We start from the raw sequence: 26,004 nt of genomic DNA, 5'->3' as shown, positions 1-26,004 counted from the left end.
AGAGAGGTCGCCGCCGGCATCGTTCCGGGGTAAACTCCCCCCCGATGCGCTTTCTTTCTCGACTTACCTGGTTTGTCCTCTTCGCCACGGCGGGGCCGGCCCTTTTCGGCTGCTCTGCGGAGGAAGCGAAGAGCGCGGAGACGCCCTGGTCGCCGCCCGTCGAGCCAGCCCCCAAGACGCAGCTCATCTTCACGAACGAGGGTCCTCTCACGCTCGGCATGCGTGAAATGGCCACGATCACGGTGCGCACGGAGCCGCCGTCGTCGGACGAGGTCAGGTTCGTCCTGCTCGGCGATTCGCTCGACGCGACGCTCGATCGCGTGGCCGCGCCGATGGACGCGGAGGGCGCCGCGACGGTGACGATGCGCGCGCCGAACAAGGCGACGGCGTACCGGCTTCGCGCGTGGATCAAGGACGGACCCGCGGCCGATCTCCCGGTCACGGTGAGCGGCGACGGCTTCGCGACGCTCGAGGTCTTGCCGCAGTACAAGGGCAAACGCGAGGTCACGGAGTGGACGGTCAGCGTGCTGCCGCGTTCGACGTGCGAGGCGGTCGCGCCGCTCCTGCCGGAAAACGCCCCGGCTGACTTCGTGGGCAGCGCGCCCGTCGACGCGCAGCTGCTCGTGGAGAAAGCGCCCGTCGGCCCGACGATCGCGGTCTCGGTGCGCGCCGGCCACTTCGCCTGGGGCTGCGCGACGGCGAGTGGCCTCCTCGCCGGCACGACGCAGACGATCAAGGTCAACGTCATCGACAAACCCATCGTCGTCGGCAAGACCGACCTCGACGTGACGCTCACCTTCGTGCCCGCACAGGCGCAGTTCCTCTCGATGATGACGGCGGCGGGCAAGAGCTTGCTGGACAGGTTCTCGCCCGCGGAGATCGAGATGGCCAGCGTGCTGCTCGACGACATGGCCGCGCGCGTGTCCGCGCAAGATGCCGTGCTCTTCGCCGACGCTCGCGCGGCGAGCGGCTGGGACACGATCACGAAGGATCACCTCGCCGCGCAGCCGATGTCGCTGCGCGCGGCGCTCGAAGGCTTCCTGCAGAAGGGCACCGCCGCGCCGCCGACCGAGCTCGCGGGGCGCCTCACCGCGATCACGGCCGTGCCCGGGTACGGGAGTTTTTCGCCGAGCCGCTTCGGCGTCGTTCCGGCCGACGAAGCCGGCATGCCGGGCACACACCTCGTGAAGATCGCGTCCGAGCCGGGCGACACCATCTCCACGAGCGGCGAGATCTTCTGGCTGCCCACGCGTTACGTGGGCGGCGCTTGCAAGAGCGCGGCGCTCGAAGGCGCGCCCGAAGGCAGCACGATGGGTGACGCGCTCGCGACGATCGCGGCCTGTGACGCGCTCGGCCAAGCCCTCGGCGGCTTCGGGACCTGCGACGCCACGTGCCTCGCGGGCCTCTGTCAGGAGGCGCTCACCGCGCGCTGGGACGCGGCCCAGGATGGTTCTGCCATCGAGGGAAAAATCGGCCTCATCCAGATCTTCGCGGCGGCGGGCGCGAAGGTCGACGACATCGCGGTGCCCGTCTCGCTCCAGGGCTCGTGGCTCGGCAGCGTGACCGACGGCGTGATCGTCGCGCCGATCGATAAGGCTCCGGTCACGGGCGTGCTTCCCGACCTCGGCGAAGAGATGCCTCCCGAGCCGGCGCCCGAGCCGGCGCCCGAGCCGGGAGCGCCCGAGCCCTGATTCACGGCCATCGCGAGCGGCGCGCGGCTTCGGTATCCTCCCGTCCCCATGACGACCGCTCGCCTACGGGGCTTTTCTTCCACGCGCACACGCGCGGCGTTTGTCCTCGCGCTGCTCGGCGCGATCGGCGCCGTCGCCGCGCCGAGCTGCACCACCGAAACCACGCCGGGCACGACCTCCGGCGGCACGGACCCGACGCTCCGGCCGGGTGATTTCTGCTCGGCGCCGTCGCCCGACGTGGTCAAGCTGCGCTTCGAGCCGAGCCGGGTGTTCCTCGCGAAGTGCGCGGACGGCGCGACGTGCGCGTCGCGGTCGGTCCGCGTCGTCGCCGAGCCCGATTTCTGCACGAAGACCGCCATCCGCTTCGAGACCTCGAGCGCGGACATCACGCCCGCGCCGAAGGACGACACGCTCGACCTGTACAAGGCCGGCGTCGACGTCGCGGTCGTCGCTGGCAAGGCGGGCGGCAGTGCCACGGTGAAGGCCTTCCTCCCCCGCGGCGACGGCACCGAGGCTGAGGCCACGCTCGAAGTCGAGGTCCTCGACACGTCTGGCACCGCGGATCTCACCTGCGCGGCCGGCGACGGCGCGGCGGGCTCCGTCGAGGGCGGCACGACGATCACCGCGAAGGGCAGCCTTGCCGCGGCGAGCCTTGGCCTGCCCGAGCGCGCGAGCAACCCGAACAGCGGCAGCTACCTCTGGAGCGTCCCCAAGTTCGACGCGACGATCGCCTGCGGCGACACGAAGCCGCCCGCGGGCTACACGGCCCTCGGCCCCGCGGTCACGTTCGGCCCCGTCACCTCCAAGTTCCAGCGTGACGTGCCGATGACCATCCCCGTGAACCCCGCGCGTTTGCCCGACAAAGCGCGCCTCCGGCACCTCGCCGTCTCGTACTCCGGCCCGGCCTTCAAGGAGCCGCGCGTCGTCCCCGTCACGGATGCTCGCATCGTGAAGATGGGCGACGGATGGGCGCTCTCGTTCAAGGCGCCGCGGCTCGGCACCTACCAGGCCGTCGTGACGGAGGACGCGGGCACGAACGCCTTCCCGCGCAGGCTCACGCACCGCGCGATCCTCGGCGTTTCCATGGGCGGCGGCGGCACGGCCATGTTCGGCATGCGCCACCACAACCTCTTCGACGCCCTCGCCCCGCTCGGCGGCCCGGTCGACTGGACGTGGATGCTCGACGCGGTCAAACGCCACTACGTCGGCGGATTCCGGCCGATCCAGAAGGGCACGGTCCTCGGCGACATCAACCTCGAGCCCACGCTCTGCCAGACGAACGCCGAGTGCGCACAGGACGAGACGTGCATCGGCGTGATCGACGGATCGCCCGGCAAGTGCGCGTGGATGCTGCCGCCGCGCGACCCGTACGAGCACACGCAGGTCTTCAACCAGTGGTGGTTCGAGTACCCGCGGAACGGCACGGGCGGCAGCTTCAGCCGCGAGGCCTACGTGCAGATCTTCCGCGACCTCGCCGCGATGTTCGGCAACCCGAACGGCGAGAACCTCACGCCCGGCGCGGAGAACCTGCCCGCGGGCGTTCGTCCGAACGACGCGAGCCAGACCGGTGGTCGGCCGACGGACGAGTGTGCGATGTGGGTCGATCCGCTCGACGGGCCGGACAAGGACAAGCAGGAAGAGCTCGCGCAGAACTGCCCGACGGAGCGCTGCGCGAACACGCTCACGCTCACGAACTACTTCGACGACGAGTTCAACCCCGACGGCACCTTCCCGGTGATCACGGTCTGCGACGGCTCGCCGCAGAAAGAGGAGCGCACGCCGTATTCGAACTGGTGGACCCCCGAGGGCAACAGCTACCCGCTCGAGCTCGCGCTCGCGGTCGACTACAACGGCAACGGCAAGCGCGACGAGCTCGAGCCGATCATCCGCGCCGGCCACGAGCCCTGGGACGACGTCGGCAAGGACGGGATCCCGAGCACCCAGGAGCCCGGCTACATGGCCGGCGTGAACGAGGATCCGGCCGGCGACGACTACGACGCGCAGTACAACCCGGGCGGCACCGAGCGCAACATGCGCTTCGACGACGGCGAGCCCTTCCAGGACGTGGGCCTCGACGGCGTGCCCAGCACGAAGCAGCAGCCGCCGGGCGGCTGGCAAAAGGAAGGCGACGGCTACGACGTCGGCGAGGGCGACGGGAAGTTCACGGTCGCGAGCGGGCTCGATCGCTTCTGGGAGCGCGACGCGCACTCGATCGTGCATCGCATCACGCGCGACGCGCCGCCCGGCGGCGAGCTCGACGACGCGGCCTTGCGTCGCATCGACGTGTGGACCGACGGCGGCACGCGTGACCTCTTCAACTTCGCGGTCAGCGCGCAGCACCTCGCGGGCGCGTTCGGCGCGCGCAGGCGCAACGTCACGTACTTCTCGGACTTCACGCAGCACCCCGAGCTCACGCCGGGCAACCTGAACAGCTACGCACCCTCGCGCGTGCCCTACGAGGATCTGCCGGGCATCGTGCTCCAGCGGTACGGCAAGCTCGATCCGACGGCCGAGGACGTCGAGAGCGGCAGCGGCCAGCACGTGGGCACGGCGAACGAGCTCGTCGCCCGCTTGCAGAGCGCGCTCTACTTCATCGGCGCGCGCTGGCCCGATCCGGAGCTGCGCACGCTCGTCCTCGAGAGCAACGACGACGCGGATCCGGAGGCCGAGCCGTGCGAGGTCCAGGGCGCCTGTTCGTTCGAGTTCAAATCGACGCTCGGCCGCGTCGGCCCGGTCAGCGTGGCGCTGCCGCCCGGGTATGCGCACAAGGATCAGAAGGATCGGCGCTACCCGGTCGTCTACGCGCTGCACGGCTACGGCCAGGAGCCGAAGGATCTCGTCGCGGCGGCGACCTTGATCAAGACGTTCATGAACGCGCCGACGAACAGCATGGAGAGCCGCTTGCCGAAGATGATCCTCGTCTTCGTCGACGGCCGCTGCCGCGTCGGTCCGGACGGCAAGGCCGAGTGCATCCGCGGCACGTTCTTCGGCGAGAGCCCGCTCCAGAGCGGCGCGAAGCTCGAGTCGTGGTGGCTCGAGCTCATGAACCACATCGACTCGAACTACCGCACGATGGGCGAGTCCGAGTCGATGTGGACCGAGTGAATTGACATCCGGCGCTCCGCATCCCAAATGCGGAGCGCTTGTCCCCCGACGATCCCCGCCTCCAGCCGCTCTCGTTCACGCCGATCGGGATCCTGCGCACGCCCTTCCCCGATCGTGTGAGCACGCCACGCCAGCCGCACGCCTCGGAGGGCGCGGAGGGCCGCATCGAGCTCGCCGCCGGCCGCGGGCTCGAGCACGCCGTGAGCGACCTCGAAGGCTGGGAGTACCTCTGGGTCATCTTCTGCTTCCATCTGAACAAAGGTTGGAGGCCCAAGGTTTTGCCCCCGCGGAGCGCTGGCCAGCGCCGCGGCGTGCTCGCCACACGATCGCCGCACCGGCCGAACCCCATCGGCCTCTCGCTCGTGCGGCTCGTCTCCGTCGAGGGCCTCGTGATCCACGTGCGCGACGTGGACATGATCGACGAGAGCCCCGTGCTCGACATCAAGCCGTACATCCCCTACGCGGAGGCGCGCCCCGGCGCGCGCACGGGCTGGCTCGAACCGCTCGCCGGGGAGAACGAGAGCACGGGCGAGGCACCGGCGGATCCCGAGCCGGGTTTTTCCGTCACGTGGAGTCCGCACGCCGCGGAGCAGGCCGCGTATCTGAAGGACGAACACGGCATTGATCTCGTCGCGCCTGTCACGCACACGCTCCGCCTCGGTCCGCAGCCGCACCCGTACCGCCGCATCCGCGCCTTGCCGGATGGAACTTTGCAACTCGCGCACAAGGACTTCCGCATCCGGTTCCGGGTCGAGCGCCGTGACGTCACGGTCCTCTCGATCGGGACTGGCTACCGCGAGCGGGATCTCGCGCTCTCCGACGATCCTGCGGTCGCCATCCATCGCGCCTTCAACGCCCGCTTTCCCCCAGGCGGGGAACCAGCGGCGTGCTAACGCATCGTCCGATGCGGCCCTACCTTTGTCTCCTCCTGCTTCCCGTCGTCGCCTGTGCGAGCGAACCTCCCCCGAAGCCTGTGTACAGCACGGCGGAGACGATGCCGCATGACGAGCTCGTCGCGAGGCATACCGCGCATGGCGGCGGCCATCATGGGCATGGCGGTCCGCTCGTGCATCGCTTCGAGAAGGCCGAGGACTGGGCCAAGGAGTTCGATGATCCGGCGCGCGACGCGTGGCAGAAGCCGGCCGAGGTCGTCGCCGCGATGCGCATCACGCCGGGCCTCGTCGTCGCGGACATCGGCGCGGGCACGGGGTACTTCGAGCCGCACCTCTCGCGTGCTGTCGGGCCGAGCGGCAAGGTGCTCGCCCTCGACGTCGAGGCCGACATGGTGCGTTACCTGCGCGAGCGCGTGGTGAAAGAGAAGCTCGACAACGTCGAGGCGCGTCAGGTCGGGCTTTCGGATCCGGGGCTTGGACAGGGCACGGTCGATCGCGTGCTCATCGTCGACACGTGGCACCACATCGACGGGCGGAAGGACTACGCCGCGAAGATCAAAGACGGCCTCAAGCCGGGCGGACTACTCGTCATCGTCGACTTCACGATGGAGGCCACGAAGGGCCCGCCGAAGGAGCACCGCATCACGCCGGCGGCGATGCTCGCCGAGCTCGAGGCCGCGGGCCTGAAGGGCGAGGTCATCCAGGAGACCCTGCCCGACCAGTACATCGTGATCGCGAAAAAGCCCTGAATCGCCTCTGCATCGACCGCATCGCGGTCGATGCACCCGAGGTCCAGGGCTGTGCCCTGGTCCGGGTCCAGGGGCGGACAGCCCCTGGTCGGGCCCGGGGTGAAACCCCGGCGCTACGCTCCCCTCAGCGCCGACTGCAGGCGAAGTTCCACCGCCGCCCCGTCGATCGCTCCGTCGCTGCGAGCGGCACTGTCCCGACCGGCGGCGCTTTGTCCGCGGGCGGCGCCTTCGTCTCCTTGTCTGGCACGAATGTCCCGTCGAGACGCGCCGCGATGCCCTCCACGCACACCGATCCCGGATCGACACGCAGCCGCATCTCGAGCGAGTCGAGCGAAGCTCGCCCGCCCGGGATTTCCACCGCGGGTGACGCGTCGAGCGACGTGTCCATGATCCAGCCGTCCTGACCTTCTGCGCAGCGCGGCGGCAGCATGCCGCCGAGATCCCGCTTGCCGAGCGCGATTGGCTCGCCCACTGCGCCTGTCTCTGGATCGAGCGGGTGCACGTACATCCCGCCGAAGCGATCTCCCGGATCCGGGATGCTCGTGACGAGGAGCCCGAGGCCCGTCCCCAGCGCGCGACGCACGAGCCGCGGCGGCTCCGGCAGCGCGTACCGCGAGGGGCTCGGCCGGTAGAACGACGTCACGAGACGCATGACGCCGAGATCCACGCGATGCAGCGTCACCGTGTCGTAGGACGTGCCCTGCACGAGGAGGAACCAGCTCTCGCCGAGCCGCACCGCGCCCTGCGGCAGCGGCCTCGCGAACCCCGTCGTGCGCCCCGCCGCGTCCCGCAACAGCAGCACCGGTTGCCCCTCGCTCGCCGCGAGCAGCGAGCAGCTCGTGCCTCGACAGACGTGCGCGAGCGCGTGCCGGCCGGTCGGATCGAGGAATGATCCCCACGACGCGAGCGGGTACGAGCCGACGCCCATGCCCTCGGCCGTCGACGTCTCGTCGGGCCACGGCGGCGCGCTCGTCGCCGTGGATCGAACACCGCCCGCGGGATCGAAGCGATCGTCGAACCGCACCAGGAAATGCCCCGTGCGCGACCAGTCCGAGCCCTTCTTGCCCCACGCGTACGCGCGCAGGCTCACGAGATCGTAAGGCGCGCCGTTGTCGATCCCGAGCTCGTCCTTCTCCAGTGCCGGCGCGGGCAGGTTGCGGAACGTGCTCCAGGGCGTCTTCTGCGGCTGCGGCGGCATGCGCCCGAAGCCGCCGAAGCCGCCCATGCCGAACGTACCCGGCGGCGGAGACGCGGCTGCAACTTCCTTCTTCGCGGGTTTGTCCGGGAGCGGCTCGGTGACGGGTTTGCCCGCGGGCGCGCACGAGACGCGCACCGTCGGCGTCGTCTTCACCGGCACGTAGAGCGACGGCGGCGCCTCGGCCGAGCCGAGATCCCCGGAGATCGCGGGTTTGCCCCAGCCCACGCGGATCCAGCCCGCGAGCACACATCCCACGGGCCCGCAGGCGCGCGTCGGCGCGTCGCCCGGCTCCACGTCGTGCTCGGGCAGGTCGAAGACCTTCCACGTCATGCCCCCGTCGATCGACTCCGCTGCGCGCCCGCCGTCGCCCGGCGACAGTGCGAACCGACCCGAGATCACCACGCCGTTCTCGTTGTCGCGCGCCTCGCCCGCGGTCACCGTGCCGTCGAGTTTTACGCGCACGCCAATGACGGGCCCGCCTGCCTCGACCCAGCCGCCGAGCACACCGGGCTCGCGCTCCTCGAACCCTTCGAGCCACATCCCGCGCCGGAGCTCGCGCGCCACGCTGCGTGGCTTCTGCGGCAACACGAGCGGCACGTTCGTCATCTCCGCGCCCTTCAGGATCGTGAGCTGCCCCGTGCTGCCTGCGCGCGGCGGCACCAGGATCGCGACCCGCTCGTCCGAGAGCGCCACGACCCGCTCGACCCCGAGATCCCCCTTCACCCGCACCTCGCGCGTCGCCCCGCTCGCCGCGCGCACGCAGTACACGCGCGTGCCCGCGTCGCTCGCCGCGCTTACAGCCTTCGCGCCCGGCGCGCGCGCCTCGTCCGCGCTGTCCCCGCACGTCCCGCGCACCACGAGCGCGCCTGCGCCGTTCGCCGAAACGAACCGCGGGCCCTTGAACGAAAGCACCTTCTGCATCGCGAGCGGCGGAACGAACGCGTACACGTTCGTCGGCCCTTCGCGCTCGCCGCAGACGAACCCGTACGAGGCGCCGAGGCGCACCGCGTGGCAGTTCGCCTCGCGCTCGGGGAACGCCGTGAGGTTCAGATCGACGATCGTGCCCTTGTCGAGCGACACGCGCGCGAGCGCCCCGGCCCGCGCGACGACGGCCGTGCGCGGCGTGTCGGGAAAACCGTCTTCCACGGCCGCGCGCAGCACCTTCTTCCCGAACGGACCTTTTGGCGCGGCCGGCGTGGTCACATCGCCTTCGTCGTCCGTCGCGATCTGGTTTGCGCGGTAGGTCAGGTTGCCGCGCGCATCGAGCACGTACTTCCCGCCTACCACGAACATCGTCGGCTCGCCGCCCACGACCGAGATCGCCGCGGGACGTTCGGGGAGATGCAGCGGCCTCCATGTCGCGCCCGCGTCGAAGGTGGCGAGCACGCCGCGCAGATCGGCGTCGACGACCCCCGTAAACCCGTCGGCAAACGCGAGCCCGCCATACGCCGCGGCCGGCGGAAGCGGCGCGAGCGAGCGCACCTCGCCGGACTCGGGATCGACCGCGACGAGCTTTCCGTTCGAGGTGAGCCGCAGATAGAGCCTGTCGAACCCCGGCACGACGTCGCTCGTGGTCGACGAGAACTGCACGAGCGGCCGCAGCTTTCCGAGCCAGGACGACGCCCGCCAGAGCTGCGTGCCGCCGCCCGAGGTCGCGTGGAAGACGAAGCCGCCGCCGAGCCGACTCGGCAGCGCCACGGAGTTCACGTGACCGAGCGGCAAGAGCTCGTTCGCCCGCTCCGTCGTTCCGTCCTCGTACACGATGAGCCGCATGCGATCGACGAGCACGCGCCGCGCGCCCGCGTCGTACGTGACGAACCCGCGATCGCCGCGCACGTCGGGCAAGAGCCGCGACGGCGAGACCATCGGGACGAGCTTTTCCGGGACGGCCGCCGTGTTCGTGGTGGGTGCAGGAGCCCCCTGCGCTGCGCGTCCCGAGGCGCCCGATTTGCAGCCTGTCGCGGTGAGCGACGTGAGCGGCGCGAGCGCGAGGAGCGCGAGGAGGCACGTCGAAACGCGGGAGGGGCCTCGCATCACGCAAGCATGCTAGCAGGCTGTCGAGAAACTTGCTGCGCGCCCTGGATCGTCGGTCGTCGTCCTCGGAATACTCTCGTATTCCTGCGTCCTCCTCCCTAGCTCCAGGGCGCTCGCGGCGTTTCTCGACAGCCTGCTAGCGCGCGGCCCGCCGAGGCGCAGCGTTCTTGCGCGGACCGCGCGCCGGGCGCTATAGCGGGCACATGTCGTGCGTCGTTGCTGTCGTGGGCGCCACGGGCGTCGTGGGGCGGGAGATGTTGCGGACCCTGGAGCTTCGGCGCTTTCCGGCGACCGAAGTGCGCGCCCTCGCCTCGGCGCGCTCCGCGGGTAGCCGCGTCCCCTTCCGCGGCGGCGAGCTCGAAGTGAAGCTCGCGTGCGCGGAAGCCTTCGACGGCGTGGACATCGCGCTCTTCAGCGCCGGCGCCGCCGCCGCGCGCGAGCTCGCGCCGCTCGCGGCCGCGCGCGGCGCGGTGGTCATCGACAACTCGAGCGCGTGGCGCGGCGATCCGGACTGCCCCCTCGTCGTGCCCGAGGTGAACATGGACGCCGCGAAGAACCGCCCGAAGGGCATCATCGCGAACCCGAACTGCAGCACGATCCAGATGGTCGTCGCGCTCGGGCCGCTCCACGCCGCGGCGCGGCTCAAGCACGTCGTGGTCTCGACGTATCAGGCCGCGAGCGGCAAGGGCCACGCGGCGATGGACGAGCTCATCTCGCAGACGCGCGAGCTCGCGGCCGGCGGCGAGCCAGTCGGAAACGTCTTTCCGGGCGCGCTCGCGGGCAACCTCCTCATGGACTGGAAGGCGGGGAGCCTGCCCGACTGGTCGGAGGAGGAGCTCAAGATGGTGAACGAGACGCGCAAGATCCTGGGCGATCCGGAGATCGGCGTGACGCCGACGACGGTGCGCGTCCCGGTCGTCACGGGCCACAGCGAGGCCGTGCACGCGCAGTTCCACCGCCCGATGACGGCGGCCGAGGCGCGCGAGCTGCTCCGCCGTGCCCCGGGCGTCCGCCTCTTCGACGAGCCCTACGCGCCCGGCAAGCACCCGCAGCCGCGCGAGGCGGCCGGCACGGACGACGTCTTCGTCGGCCGCGTGCGCGACGACCTCGCGGTGCCGGGGGCGCTGAACTTGTGGATCGTCGCGGACAATCTGCGGAAGGGCGCGGCGCTGAACGCGGTGCAGATCGCGGAGCGGCTCGTCGGCTGAGGCTGGCCGGCGGGGCAGGCTCCCGTGGTAGGGTCTCGCGCCGGAACGCCGATCCGGAGGGCAAGACATGCCGGTCCCGCAAATCCACCGCATCCGCATCGAGAAGTTCCGACGGATCCAGGAGCCCCTGGAGCTCGACCTCACCTCCCCCAAGGGGGCGCCGTCGCGGAACATCGTCCTCGCCGGACCGAATGGTTGCGGAAAGACGAGCGTGCTCGAGGCGGTGCTCCTCGGCCTCGGCCAGGAGCACCTGATCGTCCGGGACCTGGAGAAAGCTCGACGCGAGCAGCACTGGCGCACGGTGCTCCCCGAGGGCGCGCGGATCGAAATTGACGTCTCCTTCGACGATGGCCCCGTGAAAACATGGGTCCGCGCGGCGAATGCACTTTCGCAACGTGACGCCGCCGGGCAGGTGATGCAGCTGCTATTCGCCCGGGGTGCACACCTCGCGGTCGAGTACTTCTCTTCCTGGCGCACGCCGGATCTCGTCGGACCGATCAAGCCCCTCGTCGGCCCCGGTGCGCGTCCCGCGGACACGGAGACCAACCGCCTGTGGCGCCTCAAGCAGAGAATCAATGACGAGCGCGCGCGGGGTGGGTTCGCTGCCGCGTCGCCTGGCACGAGCAAGGCGGACGCCTGGCTGAAGCGTATCAACGAAGCCTGGGCACGCTTCCACGGCAACGACGGGACCAGCATCGACGCGCAAATCGTGGATCCCGACGCCGAGGAGCTGTTCGCCGATCTCTACGTGATTCGCGACGGTCAGCGCATCTGCTCCATCGACGAGGTGAGCTCCGGCGAGATCGAGCTCCTCTCCTTCGCTGGCTGGATCATCCTCAACGACTTCCGCGGTGGCCTGCTCATCATCGACGAGCCGGAGCTCCACCTCCACCCGCAATGGCAGGCCACGATCCTCCCCGCGCTGCGTGATCTCGCGCCCGAAGCCCAGTTCATCGTCGCCTCGCACTCCGATGCCGTGTGGGAGCAGGCCTATAGCTTCGAGCGCTTTCTCCTCGTCCCCGAGGGAGATCCGCGCTCCGCGGCGGCGACCGAGAGCGATGCATGACGATCGTCCCTTCGCATCTGTCGGGGCTCTACAAGAACAAGCTCGTCTACCTCTGGGTCGAAGACGAAGAGACGCGGACCTACCTGGATACCGCCTGGGCCGACGCGGAGATCGGCATCTACATCGCCGGGGGCTGCGAGAACCTCGGGGCCGTCGTGCAGGCGGCGCGGAAGGACAAGCTCCACCACGTCTTCGGGTATCGGGATCGGGACTTCGGCGCGTCGAACCGGACGCGCTGGAACGACCCGGGCGTCGAGGTGTTCGTGGGCGAGGCGTTCGAGGTGGAGAACCTGCTCCTCGATGCCCGCGCGATGGCCGACTGCGAGGTCAACACCTCCCCGAAGGACGCCGCCACGATCGAGAAAGAGATGCAGGCGCTCGCGGCGCAGCTCGACTGGTGGATGGCCTGCCGGGCGACGATCGTGGAGCTACGCGACGTCGTCGCGAAGGACTTCATCGAGCACCCAGGTCGCTCGAAGGTGCGCTCGAAGCAGGAGGCGCTCGACACGATCACGACGAGCGCGTGGTGGACGCGCGCGCCGAAGGCCCTCACGGCCGCAGCGACGAGCACCCACCTGGAAGCACGCCTGCTGAGCCATCAGAAGACGTACGTCGCGACGCTCGCCAGCAGCGCGTGGAAGACCCACGTCTCCGGGAAAGAGGTCCTCGCCGAGATGCTCACCCGCATCTGGACGAAAAAAAGGCCGGCAGATCCCCAGGGACGGTTGGATTTTGTGAAGGCCATCGCACAGGCCCAACGCAACGCTCGAACGGTGCCCCAGGAAGTCGTCGATCTCCGCCTCGCCCTCCGCGCTCGCCTCGGCCGGTGAAGCCGCCACGGAACCAGCCGCGCAACAAACCGACGAGCGAAGAGCTCCCACGGACGTGCCCCTCGTTCCCACACGATGGGGGGAGCCTCCGACACGCCCGAGTAAAGAAAGCTACATCACACGCCTCTCTTCCCACGGAAGTGCGGTTCGCTTCCACGGAAGTGCGTTTTGCTCCCACGGAAAAGCGTTTCGCTCGCCGAGCGTGTGCCGTTGCCTCATGCAGGCCCGCGCGACCTTCCCACGCGATTGCTTTTTTCTCCCACGTAGCCCGAAGAGCGACGTGCAGGCTTTCCGGGGCTTCGGGACCATCCCCTGCGCCCTGAAGAGCGGTCCACGCGCTGAGGAGGGCATTCCAACGTGCGCCCCCTTCCCTTCCCTTGACACGACGCCCCGTCCGGACCTCCGATCGTCCGAAAGGCACGCCCATGGCCAAGGACAAGAAGAAGCGAGGCGCCTCGCTCGACCCCGAAGACGTCATCGCCGGCCGGGTGCGCCCCGAGGCGCGGGAGCTCGTCGCCCTGATCCGCGACGTCAACCCCACCGGCCTCGGCCTCGATCGGCGTGAGACGGCGCGACGGTACGCCCTGAAGAGCCGCCTCCAGAGCGTGCTCGTCACGCACTTTCGCGATGGCATCGAGATCCGACCCGAGCCCGGCGAGCCCGGCGTCGTCCTCCTGCACCATCGTCCCTCGGGCCTCGACGCCTGCCACGCCGTCGTCGCGGAGCTCGACGACGATGCGCGCTCCTTCGTCCAGCGCGTGATCGATACGGCCGCCTCCCCCGCGATCCCGGCCCCCGAAGCGCCGCGAAAGCCCACGCCACGGCCGCACGAAGGCAGCCGCGCGGGCGAGGCCGTCCCGGATCTGCTCCGCGCGGCCGAAGATGCGCTCGCGGAGTACGACTACGAGCTCGCGCGGACCCACCTCGAAGAAGCGCTCGCCCGGAGCGGCGGTGACGTGGACGCCGCGCGCGCGCTCCTCGCGCTCCTCGTAGGCACGCTCGGCGCGGACAAGGAGGCGCTCGACATCGAGGAGACGCTCCCCGCGGAGACGCTCGCCGATGTCCACGTGCGTCTCCTCCTCGCGCTCGCCGCCGCGAGGCGCGAAGACCGCGCCCGCGCCCTTCACCTGCTTCCGGCCACGAGCGCAAAGGCCCCACCGGCGCGCATCGCCGAGATCTTCGTGGCGTTGGCGAAAAGCGCGCTCGCGACGGAAAACCTCGCCGTGGCCGCGGACGATCTCGCGCGGGCGCGAGCCATGGACGCCACACACCCAGAGCTCGCCGGCCTCGCCGCCACGCTCGCGAAGGCACGGGCCGCGACGCGAGGTCCCGCGGAAGCGGAAGCTTCACGGCTCTTCGCGGAGGGTGATCTCCCCGGCGCGGAAGAACGAGCCCGCGAGATCCTCGCGGCTCACCCGGAGAGCGACGTCGCCCGGAGGATTCTCCGTGGTGTCGAGGAGCAAAAGAAGCGGGACGAGGCGCGGCGAAAGCTCGACGACGCACACGAGGCGCTCGAGCGCGGCGAGACCGTGCAAGCCGTCGCGCTGCTCGAAGCGGCCAAAGGCCTCGGGCTGCCAGAGCACGAGGCGGCGCCCGCGGAACGACGGATCGCCGCGAAGCTCGCCGAGGCCCGCGCGCGGGAAGACGAAGCGCGCGTCGCGGCGATCGCCGAGCTGATCGCCGCAAGCGCGCTCGCCGAGGGGCTCGCCGCGTACGCCGCGCTGCCCGCCGCGGGGCGCATCCGGGTGAAGGAGCACGCGAGCGCGAAGGTCCTCGCGTGGATGGATGCCGTCGCGCCGCCCGGCGAAGGCGCGAAGGTAAAGCCAGCCGTGGCCGCGATCGTCGCGCTCCACCGCGCCGCGGAGCTCGCCGAGCGAGCCCCGGAGACGGCGATGGAGCTCGTCGACGCACACGGAAGAGTGCTGCAAGGGTTCGGTCCCGCGGAGGACGTACGAAAGCGCGCGCAGGCCGCGATCGCGGAGGAACGTCGGCGCGTCGCGACCGGGCGGGTCGAGGCCGCGCGGCGGGTGATGGAGGCAGGCGATGCGGCGCACGCGAGCAAGCTGCTCGGCGAGGTGCAACGCAAGGATCTGCCGGAGGAGGAGGTCGCGGCGTTCGATCGGTTTCACGCGGAGGTGCAGAGGATCGTCGAGCGTCACACGCTCGCGGCGTCGATCGAGCAGCTCCGGCGCGAGGGGGATGCCCTGCGCGCGCTCGCCGTGTGCGAGGAGCTCGCGGCGCGTGTGGAGGGCGAGGAAGCAGCGCGGATCGCAGCCCTGCGCGGGGAGATCCGCGCGGAGGTGCGGCGCGCGTTTTCCGTGCAGGTCGAGGTGTTCGAGGGAGAGGGCGTCACGGCGGGGCCTCTGGCGATCTTCCACGACGCGCGGGTATTCCCGCGGTGGAAGTGGGAAACGATGCTCGTGCGGACGCGCAACGAGCGCGAGGAGGCCGTGCTCATCGTCCCCTCGACGAGGGGCCCGTGGGTCTTCGTCCGCGTGATCGATGTCGCGACAGGCGCGCTCCGGACGCGCGTACTCCTGCGGACGCCGAGGTCCCTCGAGCTCTTGACATTCGCGCTCCGAGGCCATCGCTTGATCCTCGCCGGACGGTGCGGAGGCGTGCTCGAGATCGACACGGACGACTGGACCGTGCTCGCATGGTGGCCGAACATCCTCCGCAACGACGGCGCCGTCGTGCCGACGATCGAAGAGGGCATTTTCGAGGACACGCTGCCGGAGCTGCGCATCGAAGAGGGCACCGTCAGCCCGGATGGGCGGTACCTCTGGCTCCGGACACGCAGCTCGCGCGACATGTCGAACGTGATCCGCGTGTTCGACCTCCAGGATTCGCGGCTCGTCCGCGAGATCCGCGAGCACCGCTTCCCGCGCGTCAACATCCACAGCGTCGAGGGACTCTCGGCGCCGCGCGTCGTCGTCGTGGAAGCCGACAACGAGAAGGACACCGGGCGAACGACGTTCTACTCGCCCCGCGGCGCGCCATCCGGTGCGCCGATCCCCACCGCACTCCTATCCCTCACGGTGGTCCCTTGCCCCGACGGCGAGAGCGTCGTCGGCGTCGCCTGCGCCGAGTACGGGCCGAAGGACCCCCAAGGCGCGCTGTGGGGGTTCGTCCAGGGGGGCGCGGGAGGGGTGGGGCCCTTCCAGCTCTTCGATGGCGTGACGGGCATCTACGAAGGAACCGGGGTCGGGAGCGCCTCGGCAGGGATGTGGTTCGTGCTGTTCGACATGCAAGGGGATGGCCCCTTGCTCTTCGGCCTCCGCCACGGACAGGCAGGCCCTTCCATCGTGTACCGCGTCCGCGTGCCGCGGTCCTCGATCCTCCTCGCGACGCCTGGCAACCACCACGCGGCGCTCCTCGTGGTGCACGAGGGACGCCCGACGATCGTGCCGCTCGACGCCGAGCCCCCCAAGGTTCCCGAGGGCCACACCACCGGGGCGTTCTTCTTCCCGAGCCTGCCCGTGAGGTCTCTGTACGCGAGGCGCTTGCTCTGCCACCAGCCGACAGGAAGGCACCTCGCGGCGGCGATCGCAGAGGAGCGCGCTCTGCGGAAGGAGGGAAAGGAAGGGTTGAAGCGCCGCCTCGCGTGGGCAAAGAGCAAGGCCGGTCCCGACGAGCTTCTGGCGTTCGAGGGAGGGCTCTACGCGATCGGCGAGCACGCGACCGCAGGACACGTCGACGAGCTCGTATGCGCGAAGTTCCCCCATCACCCGCGGGTCCGCCTGTCGTTCGCGCGCTCGCTCGCCTGTGTGGCCGAGTGGCGAAATGCGCTCGAGCAGCTCGACGGCATCGATCCTTCGCAGCTCTCCGAGGAGGCAGACGTGAAGCACTTCCATCACTTGCGTGGGATCACGCTCCTGATGCTCGGCGAACCGGAGGCAGCACTCGTCGAGCTCGATCGCTCGGCCACGTACAAGGAAGGCACGTGCGAACCCGAGCAGCTCATTCCGCTCTGCGTGCCGCTCTCGGAGGAGAGGCCATGGGCGCCCAAGCAAGTCTTGGTGCGGGACTACGTGCGCACCCTCGCCGCCGCAGACGAGGCACTCGCGCGAGGAGACGCGCGAGCCGCGCAGCGCGTCCTCGACGTCCCACTCGTGTGGGAGGCGAACGAGGTCCAGGGCTTCGCTCGGCTCGCGGAGACGTACCTATGTGAGGCGGAGGAGCACGCGCTCGTGGATCGATTCCGCAAGGCCTTCGCGCTCCAATCCTTCTGCGATCTCTTCGACACGCGGAACACCGTCACGCGTCGCGAGATCCCGCTGCCGCGCGCGACGTGGGATGCCGAGCGCCTGTCCGCGCTCGCCGCGAAGGCGCGCGCGTGGGTGGAGGAAGCGCTGTCGCTCCCGGCCTGAGAGGGTGGATGCGCGGGGCGTTGCCCCGCACCCCAGCAGGGGGCTGTCCGCCCCCTGCACCCCGGACCAGGCACGGCCTGGACCGAGGGTGGAAGAACTGCGCTCCGCGCAGTTCTTCCAACGGGCCCGTTGGACCGCGTTGCCAGTCGAGAGGGCAGTGCGGCTGTCTTGGTTGGCAGGGCCTCGGCCTGTTCGATGAACTGCGCATCGCGCAGTTCATCGACCCTGGGTCCAGCGCTTGCGCTGGTCCGGGTCCAGGGGCGGATAGCCCCGGTGGGGCCTGGGGCAACGCCCCAGCGCAGCGGCTTCAGGGCCTGAGTATCACCAGGGGAACCACTCCCCTGGGATCGTCTGCCACGCTGTCGGCCTCCGCGGATCTCCCTCTGGCACCACGAGCGAGCCGACGAACTCGGCGTGCTCGTACACGCTCCCGATCGACTGCGCGATGGCGTCGAGGTCCGACTCGTTCACGACGCCGTTGCTCGTCGCCTTGTAGAACTGCACCGTCACTCGGATCGGGAACTTGGGATCGCGCACGAGCCGCAGGTTCCGCCCCTCGTTGTAGGGCCCGAGGTTCGGGCCGTGGCCGAGCACCGCTTGCTCCACGTCGCTCTCTTCGCTGGGCAGGAGATCGGCCGTCTTCGACGGCTTGGTCGTGGCCGTGGCCATGGGCATCGGCGCCCCGCCGCTTTTCGGCTCTATGGCCGGCATGGTCGGCACCGAACCGCCGAGTACCCCGCGCTGCGCGTGCACGAGCGGCACCTGCACCAGGAAGAGCACGTCTGCTCCCTTTGCGAGGGCGCTCTTCTCGGCCTCCGTCTTCGGCCCGCCTTGCGCTTCGATGCGCGCCTTCACGTCGCTCCGGCGCTCGGCCGTGAATGAGGCGCGCTGACCCTTGTTGTTGAAGTAGAGCTCCTGCCCGCCCCCGCGCATGCCCATGTCCTCGCGGCGATTCTCGATCACGCTGATGCTTGTCCCCTCGCGCGTCACCAAAAGCGTGAGCACGGCGGGTGATTTCGGGGCCGATTGGTAATTGAAAATGACCGGGTTGAACTCGGCCTTGCCCGTCTTCGGGATCGGCAGGAACACGGCCTGCGCGCTCACCAGGAAATGGGTGTCCCGTGGCGCGAGCAGGTTGCCATTGCCGAGGATCGAGCTCGGCACGCTGGCGAACGCGCGAATGTCCTTCAGCACGTCCTTGAGCGGCACCGATTCGATGGATTGGCTGCCCGCCTTCTGATTGCCGACGCGCACGAAAAACCGATCGGCCGGGATGTCGCCCGTGCGGTCCGTGAAATTCGGAAATCGGATCACCGGCATCAGCGCCGTCTTGAAATAACTCCCGCTCTCGTCGTGGAAGCGCACCTGCAGCGTCAGGTCCGAGATGTTCGGCCCGACCGAAGACCCCTGGGCGCGGCCCGTGTCCTCCCACATCACGTTCATGACCGACAAACCGCGCCGTTGCGCCCCCGCCATGACGTTGCGGTCGCGGATCATCGACTCGACCCTCGCGACGACGCTCGGGTAATCCACAGCCTTTGCCGGCTCCGGCCCCACGATCCCCCATTCGGTCGGCCCTGTCGCCACCTCGGGCGCCGTGCCGGTCGTGACGGGCGTTGCCGCGGGCTTCGCCGTGGGCTCGGTCTTCCCTTGCGAGGGGAGCGGCTCGGCGGCCTGATCACTGCTTTGCACGACCGCGGGCCCACCCCCGCACCCGATCGCGAGCCCGACACCCGCGGCGAAGAACGCCGCAAAACCCACCATGCTCCGCTTCATTCGCTCCACCTCAGTCTCGACAACGTTCGGGCCGGATTCGACCTTACACCTCTTCGCCGCCCGCGCTCTTCGACGTTCGTACCCCACAAAAGACTTCGGCCGCGGATCGCTCCGCGGCCGACGTCATCGAATGGGTGCCTCGGTCACACCTTGTTCACGAGCGCGGTGATGGCGTCTCCCTTGTAGAATTCCGTCACCTTCTTCATGTCGCCGTTCGCGATCGCGTAGAGGATCGCGGCGCTCGCGGCGTGCACGGACTTCGTCCCGTTGTAATCGGTGCTCAGGCCCGTCGTCGGGTCGATGCCGAATGCCGTGTTGTTGGTCTTCGGATGACCGTGCCAACCGGCCGGGAGGTACCCATTGCCCATCACGTAGATCCAGTTCGCGCCGCCCGGGGTCGAGTCTGGCCACGCGTTTCGCGTGAGCGGATCGTGCGGGTGATCGCCGTGGACCGTGGTGATGACGGTCTTGTCCAGGTTCTTCGCGGTGCAGGCCGGATCCGGCGAATTCGCGAGGTCCTGGTAGAACCGGTCGAGGAACATGCCGTAATACTTGATGACGTTCCGCGCGCCGGGGAGCTGCGCGAAGGTCTCGTGCGGATCGGTGAAGATGCCGCCGCCCGTCTCGGCAATGACGCCGATGATGACCTGGTTCGTCAAACCGAGCGTGAACGCCTTCTTCGTGATGATGAGGGCCTTGGCCAGGTTGAGGAGCCTGTCCTTGCCGTTCTGACCACCGAAGAACATGCTCGCATCCATGCCCTGGACCGCGGTGGCCCCGTAAAACGCGAGGTCCTCGGTCGACGGCATGAGCTGCGCGGCGAGGTTTCGGCCAATCAGGTTCGAGGCCTTCTTGGCGATGTCGAGCTCGCGGGCCCAGGTCGGGCGCCCCGCGGCCTCGCGCAGGCCGAGGATCGCCTTGTAATAGGTCTCGAACATCGACTTGTCCTCCTGCGCGAGCAGGATCGCCTTCGACGCGGCGCTGTTGAACAGATCGACCATCGAGTCCGCGCTCGGAACGACCGAGAGCGTGGGCGCGCCCGGGGCGGAGCCAATCGAGGCGGGCGCGACGCCAATCGAGGGCAGGATCGAGGTCGTCGTGCGTTGCAATGCGCCAATCGCGGCAAAAAGCGTGACGCTGTTCCCGACGACGCCGTCGCCGCTGTTGTTCGTGTTGCCCGGGAGCGCGCCGTCGATCGTGATCTGGCGGAGCGGCTTGCGGTGGTGCACGGCCGTGTCGGCGACGAGGTACGCGGTCATCGGGCGGATAACGGTCTGCGTCGCCTGATCGACGAACGGCGAATCCGGGCCGTAATACATCGGCCGGTCGGCGGCGCCCGACTTGAAATACGACGAATCGTCGACGTAGTTCGTCATGAAGCCCTGGCCGACCGCGTCGTACGCGAAGGCCGGGTTCATGGACGCGGCAACGTCGGGAAGCGGCCAGATGAGCTGCCAGAGGCAGAAATTGCCGCCGCCGGAGACGATACCGACGTGGCGGTTCGTCTCGCCGCACGCCTCGGCGGCGAGCGCGGTGCCGCCCTCGTCGGCGATGAAATTGAGAAGCCGCGAGCGCTCGAGCGCGAAGCCCGCGCCCGCCGCAGCCATCAGCCGGAGAAAGTTCCGGCGCTGGGGGCCGCGCAAATCCTTGAGTTTGTAGTTTGCCATGGCCCGTTCTCCTACTCGCAGGTATGCGCCGCGCTCAGGAACGCAGCGACGGTGAGCGCGCGCTTGTTCGCGAGATCCTTGGGATCCGCCTTGTTCGCCTGCTCGATCATCAGGTTGCAGAGGTCCATGTCGTCCTCGGTCGCCGGCCGGCCCATGATGCAGCTCAGCGAGTTGTAGACGCACCTGCCCGTGGCAGCGTCGAACATGGGATTGCCCGCGCCGTTGATCTTGCACTCCTCGGCGTTCTCGATGTTCTGGATGATCTCGGGCGCGGCCTGGATGAAGATGTCGAGCACCTTCGCGGCCGCCGAGATCGTATAGAAATACGACTCGCCCATGCGCGCGTCGAAGTTCGCCACGCCGAGCGAATCCTTCGTCGCCGCCGATTTGAAGAGCTGGCCCGCCGTCGGAGGCTGGCCCGCCGCGGCCACCTTGTTGAGATCCACGCCGCGCGTCGTGAGCAGATCGCCGAGCGCCGCATACGTGAGCTTGCTGCAGGAATGCAGCCGCGTGCGGATCTCCGGCGGTCCTTCGGCCGCGCGCTTCTTCAGGATCTCGAACGGATCGTCCTGGCCCGCCTGCGTCGGGTCCATCGGGTGGTGGAAGTTGTTGCTGCCATTCTCGCTCGTCTCGGGATCGCCGTTCGATTGCGCGCCCGCGCCGGCCGTGCCGCCGCCCGCGCCGCCCGCGCCGCCCGTGCCGCCATTGCCGCCCACGCCGGGGCCCGACGTCGTCGGCTCGCAGTCCTCGCCCATCGGATCCGAGCTGCCGAGGCACGCCGCGAATCCGAAGCCGATCGTGAAGAACAGGCCGGGCAGCGCCCAGCCGAGGAAGCTCCGCGCCATGATCAATACCTCACGAAGTCGTCGTGGACGAACGCGGCGCGGATGATCTCGCGCAGGTTGTAGTTTGTCTTGAATTGCGTGACGAGCGGGGCGATGACCGAATCGGGCACGTCCGCCAGATCGTAGACCGCGTCGCCCTTCGACAGGGCGTAGTTCCAGACGCGGACCACCGCGCAACGGGCAACCTCGTCGTCGGCCGCCATGCGCTGGCCGAACTCGAGGAGGTTCGCCGCGGGCTCGCCGAACTTGAAGGCCGTCGTCTCGCCGGGGGGCAGGTAATCGCTCTGCTTGACCTTCGGATTGCCGTCGATGGGCACCGTGGCCGAGAACTCGAGGATGCCGTCCATTCCGGCGACGGGCTCGACGTATTTGCCGGCGTCGTCGTAGGCCGCGAAAAGCGGGGCGCGATGGTTCATCGAACCGTGGCAGTTCGCGCAGATCGTCGACGAGTAATCCAGGAAGTCGACACGACCGCCGTTCGCCGCGCCGCCGATCGATTCGAACGGCCAGGGCGACGTATAGAAACCGCCGCCCTTCGGCTCCGGCGTGGCCCGGTATTCGGCCGGCATCTTGCGACAGGAGAACGTCTCCTGGATGAAGCGCACGCGCCGGAACGCGAGCGCGCTCGCGTACTGGGCCATGAGGCCCGCGTCCGTGAGCACGCCGGCCGCGGGCGCGGCGGCGGGGCCGTTCGCGCAATCGACGGGCGTGAACGTGCCGGCGGCCGGGTCGAACGTGGGGCAGGTGCCGCTCGTGGCCGTGAAGAGCTGGCGATAATCGCTGCCCTCGACGGTCACCTTCGCCGCGAAGAGCGGCGCGTTGTTGCGGTTCGGCGCCTCGTTCGCCGCCATTGCGCCCGAGCGGAACGTGTTCTTCCAGTAATCGATCATCACGGCGGCGAACCGCGGCGACGCCATGTACTGGTCGACGAACGTCTCGTAGACCTGCTTCGGATCCGCCGCGCTCCGGATGCCCTCGATTTCGTCGTTCTTCGGCAGCTTGCCGACGAGCTTCAGGCTCGCGGTGCGCAGCGCCTCGCTGTACGAGACGATGCGTTCGTCGAGCACGGTCTTCACCTCGCCGCCGCCCGTCGTCCCGCCGCTCGTCGTCGTCGGATCGCCGCCCGATCCGCCATTGCCGACGGTGGTCGACGCCGTGGATCCGCCCTCGCCGCCCAGAGAGGGCGGGCAGGGCTTGCCCCCATTGGCAGGCGGCCCGCCGAGGAGCTTGTTGGGATCGTCCGGGTTACACGCAGAAAGGACCAAAGAAAGTCCCATCAGCGCGGTCCCGGTCCACGCTCTCTTGCCCCATTTCATTGTCATTGCTGCTCCGCCATGATCCAAGGCTCCACCTTGGTCTTGAAAGCGTTGTATGCGTTCAGATCACCGTCGAATTTGTACATGTGCACGATCGGCTGCACCGGATCCGTCACCTGCAGGATCTGGCTCGCCGCCGGATCACCCGGCTTGATGCGCGCCCGCACCTCCTGGCATGCCGCCGAGGGCATCATCACATTGAGCTCCGACAGATCCATCGTGCCTTTCGCCTGCGGGTTTGCCCCGCCGTGGCATTTCATCATGCACGTCTGCATGGCCGGCACGACGTTCTGCTGGAAGTTCACGAGATCGTTACACCCCGTCCCCGGGCCCGCATTGCCGCCGTAAACCTCGATGAGCTCGAACGCGATCCCGAGATAGGCCCCCTTCTGCCAGTTCGTCAGGACGACCTCGCCGGTGCCGAGCGTGTTGTCTCCGCCGAGCGTGAACGTCTGGTCGAGGTTCGAGAAGCTGTCGACCGGATCCGGATCACCCGGTTGTCCGGGCACGTACACCGTGAAGACCGGGTGCACGATGTGGAGCGGTTTGTCCACCACGGGGTGCACCGTGATGTTCGTCAGCCGGAGCATCGTGGGCGCGTCGCTCGTGCCGCCGATCGCCTCCGCGAAGAACGCGATCGACATGTACTGGAAATCCTCGCCGAGCGCGTCGAGGTAGACCGTGTTCAGCGCGCCGCCGGGCAAAGGCCGGAACGGACGCACGCTCGGCCCGATATCGCCGTTGCCATCCGGCAGGCCGTCGGCCTCCGCCGTGAGCCACTCGAGGACGCCGGGCTTGACGTTCTCCGGAATCTTCGGCGCCTCGCCGCCGCCGTGGTTCGGCGACTCCGGGTGCGTGAGCAGAATGCTCTGCTCGGGCGCCTTGGTCACGATGCCCGGCCAGAACGTTATCGTCTGGTACCGCTCCTCGGGCGTCTCCCCCGCGAGGAACGGCGCCGGCGCCGAGCCGCCCTTCTTGTGGCAGATATTGCAATTCGCCACGAGGTCGGGCTCGATTTTCAGGAAAAGCTCGTACGGCGTCGGCCCCGCAGGCTCGCCCCCACCGGCCCCGCCCGCGCCCCCGCTCGCGCCGGTCCCCTCCGAGGAGCCCTCCGAGTTATTGCTCGAACAGGCGCTCATCCCCGCGATCGTGACCACAACGCCGAGCGACAGAAGCAGCCCCAGAATGGAGCGGCCCCGGGATCCGGTTTCACGAGAAGTTTTCACTGCCATAAAGGATCGAGGGTGATCCAGGTGGATCGATGCATGTCCACCCGGGGAGGCCCGGGAACCCGAGGGCGCGCGCCTTGTCCGGCATCGATCCGCGCGGTCCTCGTTTCGATTCGCCTCGTCTCGAGGATCGAGGACGAGGAGAGATCAGATCCGGATTATGCGCCCCTATTCCCGCCATGGGAAGGAGTTCTTGAAGCTCGACGACATCCTTGGTACCGAAAAGGGATGTCTCCCCGCCGCGCGTCGCTCGCCCTCGCGAGCGCGCTCCTCGCCGCGCTCGCCGCGTCGTCGGTCACGAGCTGCGTGCTCATCGCCGAGATTGATTACGATCTCATCCCCAAAGACACGGACGCCCCGGACGCAGGCGCGCCCGACAGCAGCGGCGACGCGGGCTGCACCTCGGACACGAGCTGCGACGACAAGAACCCCTGCACCGCAGACACGTGCACAGCGGGCGCGTGCGCGTCGACGCCCCTCGCGATAGGCACGTCGTGCGGCACCCCGGAGCCCTGCGTCGAAAGCTTCACCTGCGACGCGGCAGGCGCGTGCGTGCCCCAGCCGGTCGCCACGGACGACGGCGATCCGTGCACGACCGATTCCTGCGATCCGCAGACGGGGATGATCTCGCACGCAGCAGTCGGTGGTGCCTGCCTCTCGTGGGTCCCGCTGCCCGCGGAGAACGCGCCTTCGCCGCGCTTCAACCACACCGCGATCTGGACCGGCACGCACATGATCATCTGGGGCGGCGAGCGCGGCGGCTCGGATCCGCTGCTCGGCGACGGCGCGATCTACGATCCGATGGCGAAGACGTGGAAAGCCATGAGCACCGTCGACGCCCCCTCCCCGCGCTTCGGGCACACGGCCGTCTGGACGGGCCAGGTCATGATCGTGTGGGGCGGGTATTCGACGAACGGGCTGGTCGGCGCGGGCGCGAGCTACAACCCGAAGACCGATACCTGGACGCCGCTGCCGACGGCGAACGAGCCGACAGCGCGCATCCGGCACTCGGCCGTCGCGGCGGGCCTGTACATGATCGTCTGGGGAGGGACCGCGGGGACCGACCAGGCGCTGCTCTCCGGCGGCCGTTACTACATCCCAACGAAGACCTGGACCCCGACGAGCACGGTGGGCGCCCCGAGCCCACGCACGCAGCACTCCGCGACATGGACCGGCGAGCACATGATCGTGTGGGGCGGGATGGACTTCTTCGATTGGCTCGGCGACGGCGCGATGTACTCGCCGCTCGACGACCAGTGGACAGCAAAGACCTCGAACACGAACGCGGCGTCATTCCGCGAGTCCCACACGGCGGTGTGGACGGGCTCGGAAATCTTCATCTGGGGCGGCTGGAACGGCGGGCCCTACCTCGATACCGGCGGGATCTTCAACCCCAAGGACGGCGCGCAAGGCACGTGGGCGCCCATGAGCACGACAGGCGCGCCAAGCGCGCGGCGGTCGCACGTCGCGGTCTGGACCGGGTCGTCCATGGTCGTCTGGGGAGGCTGCGGCGATCTCGTCTGCACGGGGAGCCTCGGCGACGGCGGGAGGTACACGCCCGGGATGAACGGCGGGACGTGGGAGCCGATCCCCGAGGTGCCCACGCTGAGCTCACGCCGCGACGCGACGGCCGTATGGACAGGTTCGCGGATCCTCGTGTGGGGCGGCCGCGACGCCAATGGCGCGCTCGGCACCGGGGCCGAAGCGCAGCCCTGACAGATGCGCGGAGCGGAGCGGGGCGTTGCCCCGCACCCCAGCAGGGGGCTGTCCGCCCCCTGCACCCCGGACCAGGCACGGCCTGGACCGAGGGCCGAGAAACCGCGCAACGCGCGGTTTCTCGGACGGGCCCGGGGCAAGACCACGAGCGGCGTTGCCAGCTGAGACAGCAGCGCTCGAGCAGGCACGTCAACGCTGCGGGTTTGACTGGCAAGGTCGTCGCCAGTCTTGCCACGGCCCGTTCGATGAACTGCGCATCGCGCAGTTCATCGACCCCGAGTCCAGCGCTTGCGCTGGTCCGGGTCCAGGGG

15 protein-coding genes are annotated in these 26,004 nt (G+C 69.3%); 9 read left to right on the top strand and 6 right to left on the bottom strand.

Going from position 1 to position 26,004, the window contains the following annotated elements; genetic code table 11:
• Window positions 1-44 precede the first annotated feature (44 nt).
• From KEG38_RS29805 to KEG38_RS29790, 4 genes are read left to right on the top strand one after another with little or no spacing between them, the layout of a single operon-like run.
• Window positions 45-1,691, top strand: a complete 1,647-nt coding sequence (locus tag KEG38_RS29805; protein WP_272423297.1) for a hypothetical protein — start codon at window positions 45-47, stop codon at window positions 1,689-1,691.
• 48 nt (window positions 1,692-1,739) lie between these two features.
• The gene (locus KEG38_RS29800) at window positions 1,740-4,796 is read left to right on the top strand and encodes an alpha/beta hydrolase (protein ID WP_272423296.1); all 3,057 of its coding nucleotides are present in this window, start codon (window positions 1,740-1,742) and stop codon (window positions 4,794-4,796) included.
• Window positions 4,797-4,834: 38 nt separating this feature from the next.
• Window positions 4,835-5,689: a tRNA (N6-threonylcarbamoyladenosine(37)-N6)-methyltransferase TrmO gene (tsaA, locus tag KEG38_RS29795; protein WP_272423295.1), complete on the top strand. Its 855-nt coding sequence runs from the start codon at window positions 4,835-4,837 to the stop codon at window positions 5,687-5,689.
• 11 nt (window positions 5,690-5,700) lie between these two features.
• Entirely contained in the window at window positions 5,701-6,438 is a 738-nt protein-coding gene (locus KEG38_RS29790; RefSeq protein ID WP_272423294.1) for a class I SAM-dependent methyltransferase, read from the top strand.
• 124 nt (window positions 6,439-6,562) lie between these two features.
• Here KEG38_RS29790 and KEG38_RS29785 read toward each other — a convergent pair whose 3' ends face one another.
• Window positions 6,563-9,670 (bottom strand): hypothetical protein, encoded by a 3,108-nt coding sequence (locus tag KEG38_RS29785; protein ID WP_272423293.1) that lies wholly within the window; start codon window positions 9,668-9,670, stop codon window positions 6,563-6,565.
• A 203-nt stretch (window positions 9,671-9,873) separates the two neighbouring features.
• Here KEG38_RS29785 and KEG38_RS29780 point away from each other — a divergent pair, with 203 nt between their 5' ends.
• From KEG38_RS29780 to KEG38_RS29765, 4 genes are all read left to right on the top strand, one after another.
• Window positions 9,874-10,878, top strand: a complete 1,005-nt coding sequence (locus KEG38_RS29780; protein WP_272423292.1) for an aspartate-semialdehyde dehydrogenase — start codon at window positions 9,874-9,876, stop codon at window positions 10,876-10,878.
• A gap of 67 nt (window positions 10,879-10,945) precedes the next feature.
• Window positions 10,946-11,944 carry an AAA family ATPase gene (locus KEG38_RS29775; protein ID WP_272423291.1) on the top strand — a complete coding sequence of 333 codons (999 nt, stop codon included), beginning with the start codon at window positions 10,946-10,948 and terminating at the stop codon, window positions 11,942-11,944.
• On the top strand, window positions 11,941-12,774 hold the full coding sequence (locus KEG38_RS29770; RefSeq protein ID WP_272423290.1) for a hypothetical protein: 834 nt from the start codon (window positions 11,941-11,943) through the stop codon (window positions 12,772-12,774). Before KEG38_RS29775 ends, KEG38_RS29770 begins: the two co-directional genes overlap by 4 nt.
• 425 nt (window positions 12,775-13,199) lie before the next feature.
• Window positions 13,200-17,144 carry a hypothetical protein gene (locus KEG38_RS29765; RefSeq protein WP_272423289.1) on the top strand — a complete coding sequence of 1,315 codons (3,945 nt, stop codon included), beginning with the start codon at window positions 13,200-13,202 and terminating at the stop codon, window positions 17,142-17,144.
• 321 nt (window positions 17,145-17,465) lie between these two features.
• Here KEG38_RS29765 and KEG38_RS29760 read toward each other — a convergent pair whose 3' ends face one another.
• From KEG38_RS29760 to KEG38_RS29740, 5 genes are all read right to left on the bottom strand, one after another.
• Entirely contained in the window at window positions 17,466-18,920 is a 1,455-nt protein-coding gene (locus tag KEG38_RS29760; RefSeq protein ID WP_272423288.1) for a hypothetical protein, read from the bottom strand.
• A 143-nt stretch (window positions 18,921-19,063) separates the two neighbouring features.
• Window positions 19,064-20,587, bottom strand: a complete 1,524-nt coding sequence (locus tag KEG38_RS29755) for a hypothetical protein (RefSeq protein WP_272423287.1) — start codon at window positions 20,585-20,587, stop codon at window positions 19,064-19,066.
• Window positions 20,588-20,598: 11 nt separating this feature from the next.
• The gene (locus tag KEG38_RS29750; protein ID WP_272423286.1) at window positions 20,599-21,432 is read right to left on the bottom strand and encodes a hypothetical protein; all 834 of its coding nucleotides are present in this window, start codon (window positions 21,430-21,432) and stop codon (window positions 20,599-20,601) included.
• Between the two features lie 2 nt (window positions 21,433-21,434).
• Window positions 21,435-22,709 carry a hypothetical protein gene (locus KEG38_RS29745; protein ID WP_272423285.1) on the bottom strand — a complete coding sequence of 425 codons (1,275 nt, stop codon included), beginning with the start codon at window positions 22,707-22,709 and terminating at the stop codon, window positions 21,435-21,437.
• A gap of 41 nt (window positions 22,710-22,750) precedes the next feature.
• Window positions 22,751-23,974 carry a hypothetical protein gene (locus KEG38_RS29740; RefSeq protein WP_272423284.1) on the bottom strand — a complete coding sequence of 408 codons (1,224 nt, stop codon included), beginning with the start codon at window positions 23,972-23,974 and terminating at the stop codon, window positions 22,751-22,753.
• A gap of 231 nt (window positions 23,975-24,205) precedes the next feature.
• On the opposite strand from KEG38_RS29740, the gene KEG38_RS29735 reads away from it, so the two are divergent.
• Window positions 24,206-25,693, top strand: a complete 1,488-nt coding sequence (locus tag KEG38_RS29735) for a Kelch repeat-containing protein (RefSeq protein ID WP_272423283.1) — start codon at window positions 24,206-24,208, stop codon at window positions 25,691-25,693.
• The last annotated feature ends 311 nt before the right edge of the window (window positions 25,694-26,004 follow it).

This window comes from Polyangium jinanense (assembly GCF_028435265.1).
GTDB lineage: Bacteria > Myxococcota_A > Polyangia > Polyangiales > Polyangiaceae > Polyangium > Polyangium jinanense.
This window is presented reverse-complemented; position numbering and strand designations above follow the sequence as displayed.